11 protein-coding genes are annotated in these 12,258 nt (G+C 34.7%); 6 read left to right on the top strand and 5 right to left on the bottom strand.

All coding sequences use genetic code 11. The features are described 5' to 3' along the window. A partial coding sequence (locus BAU27_RS24495; protein ID WP_071772247.1) for an LPXTG cell wall anchor domain-containing protein occupies positions 1-362 on the top strand: 362 nt, incomplete at its 5' end. Between the two features lie 133 nt (positions 363-495). Here the strand turns inward: BAU27_RS24495 and BAU27_RS24500 are convergent. Together BAU27_RS24500 and BAU27_RS24505 are read right to left on the bottom strand one after the other, a co-directional pair. Beyond that, positions 496-1,101 (bottom strand): DedA family protein, encoded by a 606-nt coding sequence (locus tag BAU27_RS24500; RefSeq protein ID WP_071772248.1) that lies wholly within the window; start codon positions 1,099-1,101, stop codon positions 496-498. A gap of 170 nt (positions 1,102-1,271) precedes the next feature. Continuing rightward, positions 1,272-1,904, bottom strand: a complete 633-nt coding sequence (locus BAU27_RS24505; protein ID WP_071772249.1) for a GNAT family N-acetyltransferase — start codon at positions 1,902-1,904, stop codon at positions 1,272-1,274. Positions 1,905-1,983: 79 nt separating this feature from the next. On the opposite strand from BAU27_RS24505, the gene BAU27_RS24510 reads away from it, so the two are divergent. After that, positions 1,984-2,832, top strand: a complete 849-nt coding sequence (locus BAU27_RS24510; RefSeq protein WP_071772250.1) for a MerR family transcriptional regulator — start codon at positions 1,984-1,986, stop codon at positions 2,830-2,832. A gap of 215 nt (positions 2,833-3,047) precedes the next feature. On the opposite strand, the gene BAU27_RS24515 is transcribed toward BAU27_RS24510, so the two are convergent. After that, entirely contained in the window at positions 3,048-3,518 is a 471-nt protein-coding gene (locus tag BAU27_RS24515; RefSeq protein ID WP_071772251.1) for a hypothetical protein, read from the bottom strand. A gap of 188 nt (positions 3,519-3,706) precedes the next feature. Here BAU27_RS24515 and BAU27_RS24520 point away from each other — a divergent pair, with 188 nt between their 5' ends. Beyond that, on the top strand, positions 3,707-5,185 hold the full coding sequence (locus BAU27_RS24520) for a SulP family inorganic anion transporter (RefSeq protein ID WP_071772252.1): 1,479 nt from the start codon (positions 3,707-3,709) through the stop codon (positions 5,183-5,185). A 233-nt stretch (positions 5,186-5,418) separates the two neighbouring features. After that, positions 5,419-5,790: a hypothetical protein gene (locus BAU27_RS24525; RefSeq protein WP_071772253.1), complete on the top strand. Its 372-nt coding sequence runs from the start codon at positions 5,419-5,421 to the stop codon at positions 5,788-5,790. A 70-nt stretch (positions 5,791-5,860) separates the two neighbouring features. Here BAU27_RS24525 and BAU27_RS24530 read toward each other — a convergent pair whose 3' ends face one another. Then, positions 5,861-6,742 (bottom strand): accessory Sec system S-layer assembly protein, encoded by an 882-nt coding sequence (locus BAU27_RS24530; RefSeq protein ID WP_071772254.1) that lies wholly within the window; start codon positions 6,740-6,742, stop codon positions 5,861-5,863. Between the two features lie 11 nt (positions 6,743-6,753). Next, positions 6,754-9,123, bottom strand: coding sequence for an accessory Sec system translocase SecA2 (secA2, locus tag BAU27_RS24535; RefSeq protein WP_083596146.1), 2,370 nt, complete (start codon positions 9,121-9,123; stop codon positions 6,754-6,756). A 269-nt stretch (positions 9,124-9,392) separates the two neighbouring features. On the opposite strand from secA2, the gene BAU27_RS24540 reads away from it, so the two are divergent. Both BAU27_RS24540 and csaB read left to right on the top strand, forming a co-directional pair. Beyond that, positions 9,393-10,913 carry a putative polysaccharide biosynthesis protein gene (locus tag BAU27_RS24540; RefSeq protein ID WP_071772256.1) on the top strand — a complete coding sequence of 507 codons (1,521 nt, stop codon included), beginning with the start codon at positions 9,393-9,395 and terminating at the stop codon, positions 10,911-10,913. A gap of 165 nt (positions 10,914-11,078) precedes the next feature. Beyond that, the gene (csaB, locus tag BAU27_RS24545) at positions 11,079-12,179 is read left to right on the top strand and encodes a polysaccharide pyruvyl transferase CsaB (protein WP_071772257.1); all 1,101 of its coding nucleotides are present in this window, start codon (positions 11,079-11,081) and stop codon (positions 12,177-12,179) included. The last annotated feature ends 79 nt before the right edge of the window (positions 12,180-12,258 follow it).

Genomic DNA, 12,258 nt, shown 5'->3' on the forward strand with positions numbered 1-12,258 from the left:
CGGAATTACCGAACAAACCAGAAGTAGAAGAGAAACCGGAATTACCGAACAAACCAGAAGTAGAAGAGAAACTGGAATTACCGAACAAACCAGAAGTAGAAGAGAAATCGGAATTACCGAACAAACCAGAAGTAGAAGAGAAACCGGAATTACCGAACAAACCAGAAGCTCAAGGTAAAGTAGAAGTACAAAACAAACAAGAAGCACAAAGCAAATCTGAAGTACCATCTAGTAAAGAAAGTAATAAGCAATCAAAGTTACTTCCTCAAACAGGTGGAGCAGCAACTGAGTCTACTTCTATTATTGCAGGTATGTGCGCATTAATTTTGGGATCGAGATTGTTTAGACGCAAAAAAAATTAATGACGAGAGTTAGTTCGGAAACAAAATGTATGTGAAGAAGCGGAGACTATGGGTCTCCGCTTTTTATTATTTTTGTACACAGCAATCTGGATAAAACGTATTGCTGAAAGATTTTAATAACATGCTTTTCGTTTTAATTCATATTTTTTACAAACGCGTGTTTTATTTTTTTGCGAAATCGGGTGATTAGCGTAATGATAATAATACCGAAGAGAATTTTCCAAATGTGTTGTTCAAGTACTAGGAAAATATTGTCTAAGTTTTCCCCTAACCAGTAACCACCGATTAAGAAGAATGATACCCAAAATAGGGCGCCTGAATAAATTGTCATCGCAAAGCGGCGAAACGGTAAGTTGATAATTCCTGCAAAGTAGCCTGTGAAGTGGCGAACGCCTGGAATGAAAAAAGCGATAAAGATTAGAAAATATCCGTATGTCTCAAACCACATTTTCGTTAAATTAATTTTCCGTTCTGTTAAAAATACATATTTCCCGTATTTCTGAATGAAAGGCATACCGAGCTTATTTCCTAAAAAGTATTGGAATGTCATACCTAGGCTTGTCCCAATAAAAGATAAAATAATTAAAATTGGTAAACTCAAATCACCTTGATGTGATAAGAATCCTGCATAGGCTAATGTTGGCTCTCCTGGAAATGGAAGAGCGATATATTCTAAAAGTAATCCAACGAGTACTACATAATACCCATATTGCTGAAATAATTCGTGAATCCATTCCATGTTGTGCGCTCCTTTTTAAATTGAAGTTGTTACATATCTTCCTCTTTTTCGCACTGGTCGAACTGAAATAATAGTAGTAGAAGAGTTTGGTTGGAGGATTTAGGCTAGATAGCATACTTAATATAGCTCTTTGCTAATTAGCAAAGAGCATCGAAGTGTAAATGTTACTATTAGTTAAAGTCATAGCGGTATAAAAATACGTTGAAATCTTCTTCTTTTGGTCCAAATTTAACTGCTTTTTCTTGTATACGTTTGAAGTTTTGTTTGTCATAAAATCTATAGTTGCATTCGTTATCTGTATATAAGTATAAAGATGTTACCTCTTCTTTTGTCATGTATTGGAATAAATGATTTAATAAATGTTTTCCAACCCCAAGACCTCTAGATTCTTCGGATACGATGAATAATTGTATACAACCTTGAAACTGCTCTTCTTTTCCTTGAATGAGTTCTTTATATGTCTTTTGAACTTTTATAAATGCTTTTAAAAACTCTCTATTCTCTTTATTCGTCATGAATAGTTTCGGCGTGTTAAAGGCAAAACTAAATGTATTATGGAATCTTTTTAAACGGTTTTTATCTTTTTCAGAATCGCCTAAAATGACACCGATAACTGTATTATCTTTTTCAGCTACCTGACTAAAGGAACTTTCTAAAATGCAACTGTGTAGGTAGACGTTTAATAGGGAGTTTAAAAATTTTTTATCTGTAATGAATTGATTAAATCTAAATGCCTCGCCAATTAAATGTTTTATAGGCTCATAGTCTTCCTTAACAAGACTTCTATATTTTACTGTGTTCATAATTGTATACTCCCTTTATTAATATAAATAACTTATTATAAATAGTAAGGTCTCCTTTAAGGGGAGAGTCAATAGTTGAATACGAAAAAATAAAAAGGAAGAGATTCAGGTGAAAACATTATTTTCTATTGGAGAAGTTGCAAAAATAAAGGATATAACGATAAAGGCGTTAAGGTACTATCATAAGATGGGGATCCTTATTCCAAAACATATTGATGAATCAACAGGATATAGATATTATTCTATAGATCAATTCATTCACATTGATATTATAAAAAGCTGTAGAGAGTTGAACACCAGTATAGTAGAACTTCAAGAGATTTTTAAGGAATGTAATACGGACAAGTTGCTGCAATTTTTACAATTAAAGAGAGCGGAAGCGGAAGAACATATAAAGAAAATGAAAGAGGTAATTGAAACGATTGATGGGTTACATGCGAAAGTAGGGAGTTCACAGGAAATATTAAAGAATGATGAAATATCTATTAAGTTCTTTGAACAGCGTTATGTAATTGTAGCGCCTTGTAAAGAAGTAGGGAGTTTACAGGAGTTACTGTATTATTCCAATCTAGAGAAAATCGTTCAAGATTATGAAGAGAAAATGTCAATGGAAATGGGGATTCTCTACAATGTCAATGAAAAGTGGGATGTAGAACCAAAGTATGTCTTTAATAAAGTACGAGATGATGTACATATGGAAGAGATGCAAAATATAAAAGTATTACCGGGCGGGAAATATATAACATTAGCGTATAGTAAAGAAAATGAAGAAGAACGTAGAAATACCATGATTAAATACACAAAAGAAAATGATATAGAAGTGGAGAGTTTTATTGAAGTGGAGTTAATTAATGATTTTTTTAATACGGAGACGTATAGTTGTCAAATTCAAATTTTTATAGGGGATAGTAAGAATAAGAAGTTTTGATTTCGTAATTTTATGGAATGGACTGTCCCGAAAACCTAACTTTGAAATGGCGTTATGTTCTTATTGGGGAAAATTGTAATAGTACATGAAATTATATCGAACACAACTCTACATATATCGACTTAACTGCAAAATACGACAATAATAACCTGCCTATTAATAAGAGAGGCCGTCCCCAAAAAATTGGGCCGGCCTCATTAGTAGTAAGAAACGTATTATTTACGTGAGAAACCTTCTTCATCAAGGTATTCCGCAGCTTCTGGATAAGAGTTGAATGTACCGTCTAAGTTTACGCCAGCGTAAACGTTCCACATATCATCCTCTTGAATAAGAGTTAGGATATGACCGTCTTCGTTCTTCCATTCTTCTTCTGCAGCAGGTTCAATCGGTGTAACAATTTCTTCTTGCTCCTGTGATAGACGTTCAATTACTTTTTCAATTAATGAACGCAGTTCTTCTTCTGAAAACTCACGGATGTTAATCATGCCTTTATCATCTGTTTTATAACCTTTAATGAAGTTTGCGTATACAAACCCGTTTCCGTTTGGATGTAAATGATATACAACGTTCTTTTTATCTAAACGACTTTCTTCAAAGTGAAAGTTTACGCGTTTTAATGATACGTTCTTTCTTTCTAATTCTGGGAAAGATTCAATAATTGATAATTTTTCTTCAAAAGTTAGCATAGTGCCTCCAAGTATATAGTAAAAGATTTAATTTGTTCATTATAGCATAGTTGCAATTGTTTCCAAAGGTAAGGGGGAAACTTTTCATTGAATCCGTTTACGTCACGATACTGTAAAAAGTACACTAACGAATGTATCCTTTTAGGTGTACAATGGAAAATGGACTTTATACAAAGGTGGTTATTCTTATGTTTCAAAAAATAGCAAAGGAATGTTTAGCAGGATTTACTGTTGCGATTGTTGCTTTGCCGCTAGCAATTGCATTTGGTATTGCCGCAACGGGAACGTCTGAGGGAGCGCTAGTCGGATTGTATGGTGCGATTTTTGCAGGTTTGTTTGCGGCGTTATTTGGTGGTACCCCAGGGCAAGTAACCGGTCCTACTGGGCCGATTACAGTTATTGCAACAGGTGTTATTGCAACTCACGGATTAGAAGCAAGTTTTATAGCATTTATGATGGCAGGGTTATTTCAAATTTTATTTGGTGTATGTAAGCTAGGCTCTTACGTTCGTTATATTCCGTATCCTGTTGTTTCAGGATTTATGAATGGGATCGCACTCATTATTATTTTAGGTGAAATGAAGCACGTACAAAATAGCTTTCTGCTTGTGTTGTTAACAATCATTGTAATGATTGTTTCTGGAAAATGGATTAAAGCCATTCCATCAAGTTTAGTAGCATTAGTAGGTGTTACAGTAACGTTGCCGTTGTTTTCTTCTATGCTACAAGGAATTACGGTAAACTTACCATTTGTAGGAACTCTTTCTTTGAATAAGATGATTGAAAAGATAGGTGCAATTCCAGAGGCGATGCCATCTCTTCACGTACCGGCTTTAGACGCAAATGGCATGTTAGCACTTGTATTACCAGCACTTAGTATTGCTTTACTAGGATCAATTGACTCATTATTAACGTCTGTCGTAATGGATAATGTGACGGGGACACGTCATAAAAGTAATAAAGAGTTAATCGGACAAGGTATTGGTAATATTGCGAGTGGCTTGTTCGGCGGATTAGCAGGAGCTGGTGCAACTGTTAGGTCCATCGTCAATATAAGAAGCGGGGGGAAGACGGCACTTTCAGCTTGCATGCATAGCGTCATCTTATTCATTTTCATTATGGGACTCGGTTCAGTGGTACAATATATTCCGCTCGCTGTATTATCAGGTATTTTAATTTTAACTGGTATTGGAATGTTTGATTGGGAAAGTATGAAGAAGATGCATGTAGCACCAAGAGGCGATGTAGTTGTAATGCTCGTAACGATGTTTGTGACAGTGAAATTTGATTTAATGGTTGCTGTTGCGTTTGGCATTATTCTTTCTTTCATTATATACATGGTGAAGTGTAAAGAACGTAAAGCTTCTATTGTAAAAGAAAAAGAAGCGACGTATACAATTCAGGGACCACTTTCATTTCTAACAGTAGATCGTATTTTCGCTTCTTTACAAGATGTGAAGTCACCAGTTATTTTACGGATGAAAGATGTACGCTATATGGATGTATCAGGGGCTATGGCATTATTAAACTTTATTGAGCAATCGGATAAAGCAGGAGCGAGTGTGACACTTGAACATATACATCCGCATGTTGAAAAGACGATAGTGATGATGGCAAATAATGAGCAAAAAGAGAAATTACAATTTCTAGAAACTAAAGCTATGTAATAATAAGGGTTTTCACACGGAATGCTTTGTAGAGTGTGAAAGTTTTTATTATTTTTACTATGTTTGTTATATTTGGAATTCGTATATTTAGGTATTGCACGTTTGTTGATGATTGATTTTCTACACATTATAGTAACATCTTAGATTAGCAATGTGCTATTATAAAAAAGTATATGAATTTTGAGATTCCTTTATATTCAGAAGGAAGAGCTTTAAGCTGGAGGGAATATTTGATGTACAAACAGTTACCACATGGAGTGAAGATCGGGATTACACGATCAATTGTTGTTTCTTTTGAGAAATATATGAAAGAAATTGAATGGAATGAAGAAAAATTTGATATGCAGCAATTTGTTGAACAGTGGAAACAATATTTATACACAAAATCAACTTGGATTAATAAAGTAGATGACGAGTTGAAAGGACATCCAGATTTCCATCAAGCATTAGCGATGAAAGTAAATGAAAAAATTAATGAGCTTATTAGTGAGCAGCCGAGCGAAGAACAATTAGAGTTGTTAAAACAGAGAAACGTAGTGCATGTAGATGAAATGTGTAAATTAGAAGCGGAGTATCATATTGAACGTTTATTAGTAACGAAGTAGATTTTACATAAAAAATAGAGCCTATCATAAAGGTGTGATGACCATCTTTTAGGATAGGCTTTTTTGTATATTAGTCTTGTGGTACAAATACGTTCCAGCTAGATAAATCCATATTTTGTTTCAAGATGGATGAAGCAGGGAAAACAAATGACCATGGTTTTGTAGTATTCGCTTTAATTTCAAGATTCGGTAACGTGAAAGCACCTTTAACAACGACTTCTCCAGAAGCATCTTCAATATGAAGGGGAAGTTGTTCTAGTTGAATGTTATCTTTATAGCCGTTACGAATTAGTAGCGTTGTATGTAAATCGCCGTTCTCTTTCAGTGCGGCTTGTAAACCTAGGAAGTTAATTTCACCTTCACTTGGAGGCGTTAAATTGTCTACAAAATTACATAACGCTTCTTTGCTTGCTTCAGGTAACTGAGCTTCCCAAGATGGATCTAAATCTAGTTGATGCTTACTTTCAAGTTCGAAAGCTAATTCCCAATCTGATTGAGATAGTTCAGCTTCAGTTATTGTTTCTTGCTCAAATGTAAATACGAAAGGCATATTCACATTTTCAGGAATATCTCCAAGAGCAGACAGGTTAAATGTTTTACGTGCGCACAGCTTTTTATCTTTGTTTAATAGAAGTAATGTAACTTCTTCGAAAGAAATCGGTTTTGGGACACTGTTGCGAATGAAAGCAGCTACACCGTATGTGCCATCACGTTTTTCAATTTCAATTCCCGATAAAGAAATTTGATATTCTTGTAAAAGTGGTAATTCTTTATGCAGGAATTGATAAATGTATTTTTGTTCTTGTGCTACTTCACCCCAGCTAGGATGGAAGTAAAGAACTGGCTTTACTGTTTTATTCTGAGAAGTAGTTTCTTCTTGTCCAAATAATTGATTACTAGAAACAGTAGTATCTTTTCCTTTTTTCTTTGCCTTTTTCAGGAATGATAACATAAATTTTCACCTCATGATTGTACGTTTTCTGGAACTGCTAAATGTCTCGCGATATAGCGGCACATTTCTTTTTCAAAATTACCGTAAGTGTATAAGAAAATATCCAAACCTTCTTTTTGGTAAAGGCGAGTTGGATCTTCTTGTTGATATTGTCTTAAGCCAATACCTTCTTTTAAGTGAGTCATTGCATCTAAGTGACTTACCCAGTTTTGATCTAGGAAGTGTAAACCAACGTAGCGCAGTGATTGTTGTAAATCCGCATGGTTATTTAATTCTTGTACACGTCCTAAATAGCTAGAAATTGTATCTTTTAAAACGATTTGTAAATCCTCAGGCGAATGTATGTCGTTCGCAGATAATGGCGGCAAAGTTTCAGCTGGTAAAACTTCTTTAATAGATGCTGTTAAACTAGTGAAATCCCATTCTTCCGGAAGCATTCCTTCGAAAAGGTGCTGTTTAGCAATTGCATCTACAGAGTGTTCAATCATTGGAATAACAAGTTCTATCATATTTGTTTCTTCTTTTAATAAATTGTTGCGCAGTGTATAGATAACATTACGTTGATCATTAATTACATCATCTAGTTTTAAATTATATTCACGCATTGAATAATGACTACCTTCACAAATTAATTGTGTACGGTTAATGAAATCATGAACTTTAGATGAATTAATAAGTCCCGTTTTGTCAGTTTTTAGTGATTTTTCCAACTTTTCTACTTCCTCGTGAGCGAAGCGCTTTAGCATCTCATCCTCTAAAGATAGGAGGAATTGAGAGCTTCCCGGATCACCTTGGCGGCCAGCTCGTCCTTTAAGTTGGTTATCAACACGGCGGGATTCATGACGTTCTGTTCCAATTACATGTAATCCACCAAGGGTGTGGACACCGTCACCTAGTAAAATATCAGTACCTCGGCCTGCCATATTTGTAGCGATTGTAATTTGACCTTCTTGTCCGGCAGTTGCGATCAAATCTGCTTCTTGCTCTGCACTCTTAGCGTTTAATAATTGATATTTGATGTTTGCTTCATCTAAGTAACGAGCAACTGTTTCAGATTGTAAGATAGACATCGTCCCAATTAAAATAGGGCGTCCTTGCTTATGGTATTTTAGAACTTCTTCACGCACAGCTTTATATTTATCATCAGCCGTTACATATACTACATCATTTTTATCTTCACGAAGAACAGGACGGTTCGTTGGAATTGGAAGAACTTCCATATTGTATACACGGTTGAATTCTTTTTCTTCTGTTTTTGCTGTACCTGTCATACCGGATAATGCTGGATACATACGGAAGAAGTTTTGAATTGTAATAGAAGCTTGTGTTTGGTTTTCTTCTGTAATTTCTAAACCTTCTTTTGCTTCTAGTGCTTGATGCAAGCCGTCACTTAAAGATCGACCATCCATAACACGTCCTGTGAAAATATCTACAAGTAGTATTTTTTCATCATGCACAATATAGTCAACGTCAAGCTGGAAAGCGACGTTGGCACGTAATGATTGAATCATATAATGGTATAGAGTTTGATGCTCTAAATCATATAAGTTATCGATATCAAATAAATCTTCTATTTTTGTAATACCGTCTTCTGTAAAACTAGCTGATTTCGATTCTGCATCGTATGTATAGTGAAGGGTATCTTGGAACGATTTAATAACTTTTGCACATAAATAATGCAAATCAGAGCTACTTGATTTCTTCCCGGCAATGATAAGTGGCGTTTTCGCCTCATCAATTAAAACGCTATCAACCTCATCGATAATAGCAAAATGATATGGGCGCTGCACTTGATCATTTTGTGAAGCAGCCATATTATCGCGAAGATAATCAAAACCAAACTCTGTTCCAATACCGTATGTAATATCAGCTTCGTATGCAAGTTTCTTTTCAGAAGGATCGATTTGAGGAATATTTAATCCAACTTGTAAGCCGAGAAATTCATGAACTTGACCAATTAACTCTTTATCACGCTTTGCTAAATAGTCATTTACCGTAATAACATGAACGCCTTTTCCTTCAAGTGCACGTACATATGTTGGAAGAGAAGAAACTAATGTTTTTCCTTCACCAGTTGGCATCTCTGCAATATTACCTTCTAGTAATACTAGTCCACCAATTAACTGTACATCGTAATGGCGTAATCCAAGCACGCGTTTTGCGGCTTCGCGTACAACAGCGAATGCTTCTACTTTTATATCATCGACTGTTTTACCGTCCGTAAGCATACTTTTGAATGTGACAGTTTTTTGGCGTAATTCTTCATCAGATAAACTAGACATTTGTTTTTCAAAATTATTAATTTCTTGAACAAGTTGTTCGTACTTTTTTAGCTTTCTCTTTTGAGAATCCCCTAACAATTTCTTTACTGAATTCAGCATGTTACAAACACTCCTCTTACTGACAATAGCTACATTATAGCACATGTTTATCTTGAACAAGTAGAAGTAGTAAATTGAAGAAAAAACTGGATAAAAAAACATATATATGGCACATATTATATTTAAAACATAAAAAGAAAGAGAGTATTCAATATATAAGAAATTTGGTATGATAACTAAATGAGATAAAGTGATGATTCTCAAGATGAATGAACAATACTGATTTAATATTTTATGTAGATTATATATTGAAAGAAAAGAGATAGAAGATGAATAAAAAGTTTGTAAAAGGCGCTGCGATTTTAACCGTTACAACGTTTATATCGAAAGTAGTGGGGAGTTTTTTTCAAATTCCATTGCAAAATATAGCAGGGGATGAAGTACTTGGGATTTTTCGACTTGTTTTTCCTGTATATATGATAGCCTTAACTTTATCAGTAGCGGGAGTCCCGCTAGCAATATCTCAGTTAATAGCTGAGCTTCATGAAAAGAATGATCGGGACGGAATAGCTAAATTGTTTACGTCCGCGTCTATTATCGGTGTTATATTTGGGATGCTCGGATTTTTCATTATTATCATAGGGTCAAGTGGCATTGCAAATATGCTTGGTGGGCAAGAGACGAGGCTAGCATTAATTGTTACTTCGTTTGCTTTATTAATCGCACCATATATGGCAGTGTACCGTGGATATTTCCAAGGGTTCGGAGATATGATACCTACTGGTGTATCACAAGTAATTGAACAGTTGATTCGCGTATTTTTAATGTTAACAATCGCTTATATATTTGTATATTGGAATAAAAGTAGTGATATCATAACGGGCGGGGCGATGATTGGTTCTTGTTTTGGCGTTATTACGTCACTCATATATTTGAGAGTAAAATATGTGAAAAGCCCGTATCGCTATAAAAGTAAAACATATTCATTGCAAGACTTTAAGAAAAACGCGAAAAACATACTCCGTGTTTCAATTCCGATTGCAATTGGGGCGTTATCTATGCCTGTTTTAAATTTAGTTGATTCTGTAACAATTCCACATGTGTTACATGAATCTTCTACAACGATTCAGGAACAGTTTGGTATATATAGCCGTGGTTTTGCATTTACGCAATTAATTGTTGTATTTGCAAGTGCGATAGTATTCCCATTAATTCCATTATTAACAGCGGCTTTAACAAAAAAAGATATAGCTTTAGCTAAACTGACAGTAAAACGTACAAATGAGTTTGCGCATGTTTTAACAATGCCGATAACGATATGGCTTATGGCGCTTACAGTACCGCTTAATGTTGCATTATTTACAGATACAAAAGGAAGTGGTATGTTAGCTATTTTAATTGGTAGCTCGTATTTCACATCACTTATGGTATTATCAATAGGAATCTTGCAAGGGATTAATCGTTCGATGCAAGCAGCATGGATTGTCATCGGTGCAAGTCTTGTAAAAATTATATTAAATATAGCGCTAGTAAATCAATTCGGTATAAATGGAGCAGCGTATAGTACCCTAATTATTTATATAATGATTTGTATCGCAAATCATATTTATATTAGAAAAGATCTTTCTTATCCAATGGATATAGGGAAGTTTTTGGCTGTCATTGGAGTATCTAGTATTTTAGGTATAGCATTATACTTTGTGTCTACATTAATCAATGTGACAGATTCTAGGATTTTAGCAATGATATATAGTGCTGTAGCGCTAAGTGTAGCTTCAGTATTATATGGCATATGTGCACTTAAGCTAAACTGGATATCGAAAGAACAAATTCCATTTTTACGTAAATAAAATCGTTTGTTATAGAAAATGAACAATATTATAAATGGGTATGACTTGTTAGATGTTTGTGAAAGAAATCAATTTGAAGTTATCAAACCTTCCTCGGCAAGGAATGGATAACAATTTGTTTAATTACAAAAAGAGTTGATTGCGAAATGTTGGAGGAGATTAAGAGTGCGGTTAGTTTTATCAGGATATTATGGTTTTTATAATGTTGGGGACGAAGCAATTTTGCAATCAATTATTAAAGCGCTACATGAAGAGGATCCTACTCTTGAGCTTGTTGTACTTTCAAATGACCCCGACTATACAAGGAAAATGTACGGTGTAGAAGCAGTAAATCGCTGGGATATAAGAGCGATTTACCGAGAAATAAAGAGAAGTAATGGTTTAATTAGCGGAGGCGGAAGTCTCTTGCAAGATAAGACGAGTATTAAAAGCATTTTATACTATACGGGTATTATGCGGCTTGCCCGTTTTTTGAAAAAGCCGTATTATATCTACGCTCAAGGAATCGGACCTATTACGAAGAAGCAAAATCGTTTATTAGTGAAATGGCATGTATCAAAGGCTGAATATATATCAGTGCGTGATGAAGACTCGTTTTTGTATTTAAAAGAAATTGGTATTAAGAAAGATATCGAACTTGTTCCAGATCCGGTATTAGCTTGTCAGTCAGGAGAAAAGAAATCCAATTGGCTTCAAAAACATTCTCTGCAAGGAAAAGTCGTTGCAGTTAGTGTAAGGTACTGGGATGCAAAAGAAGATTATATGAAGAAGTTAGCAGATACGCTGAAAAAACTTAAGCAAGAGGGATACCATATTTTATTTGTACCGATGCATGGACCATTTGATCAAAATGCATCAAGGGATATCATTAATTTGATGGGAGAAGAAGCGCACATGCTCCCTTATAAAATGGATATTCATGAGAAAATCTCTATTTTATCAGAATGCTCCCTTTTAATAGGGATGAGACTGCATGCTCTTATATTATCGGCAGTTGCAAACACGCCTATGATTGGAATTTCATATGATCCAAAGATCGATTCGTTTTTACAACAAGTAAATCAGCCGATTATTGGGAATGTTGATGGAGACTGGACGACAGAAACATTACATAGTATGGCGATTAAACAATTAGAGCAAACAGAATATGTACAAGAAACGTTAGGACAAAGGGTAGAGGAATTGCGTGAGCAAATTTCCATAGCATCCAAATATATTATTAATGACTTACATGCAAAAGAGTCTATAAAAAGAGGAATGGAATAGAGGCCATTCCTCTTTTAATACAATAAAACCGATTGAAGTTTTATTTGTTGCTGAATAAGTGTGTTTTTATTCCAAAATC

The organism is Bacillus sp. NH11B (assembly GCF_001884205.1).
GTDB classification, from domain to species: Bacteria; Bacillota; Bacilli; order Bacillales; family Bacillaceae_G; genus Bacillus_A; species Bacillus_A proteolyticus.

Excerpts from the sequence above, each read along its gene's own strand:
- BAU27_RS24500 (WP_071772248.1), bottom strand. The coding sequence starts at position 1,101 with ATGGAATGGATTCACGAATTATTTCAGCAATATGGGTATTATGTAGTA.
- BAU27_RS24505 (WP_071772249.1), bottom strand. The coding sequence starts at position 1,904 with ATGAACACAGTAAAATATAGAAGTCTTGTTAAGGAAGACTATGAGCCT.
- BAU27_RS24515 (WP_071772251.1), bottom strand. The coding sequence starts at position 3,518 with ATGCTAACTTTTGAAGAAAAATTATCAATTATTGAATCTTTCCCAGAA.
- BAU27_RS24520 (WP_071772252.1), top strand. The coding sequence starts at position 3,707 with ATGTTTCAAAAAATAGCAAAGGAATGTTTAGCAGGATTTACTGTTGCG.
- BAU27_RS24525 (WP_071772253.1), top strand. The coding sequence starts at position 5,419 with ATGTACAAACAGTTACCACATGGAGTGAAGATCGGGATTACACGATCA.
- BAU27_RS24530 (WP_071772254.1), bottom strand. The coding sequence starts at position 6,742 with ATGTTATCATTCCTGAAAAAGGCAAAGAAAAAAGGAAAAGATACTACT.
- secA2 (WP_083596146.1), bottom strand. The coding sequence starts at position 9,123 with ATGCTGAATTCAGTAAAGAAATTGTTAGGGGATTCTCAAAAGAGAAAG.
- BAU27_RS24540 (WP_071772256.1), top strand. The coding sequence starts at position 9,393 with ATGAATAAAAAGTTTGTAAAAGGCGCTGCGATTTTAACCGTTACAACG.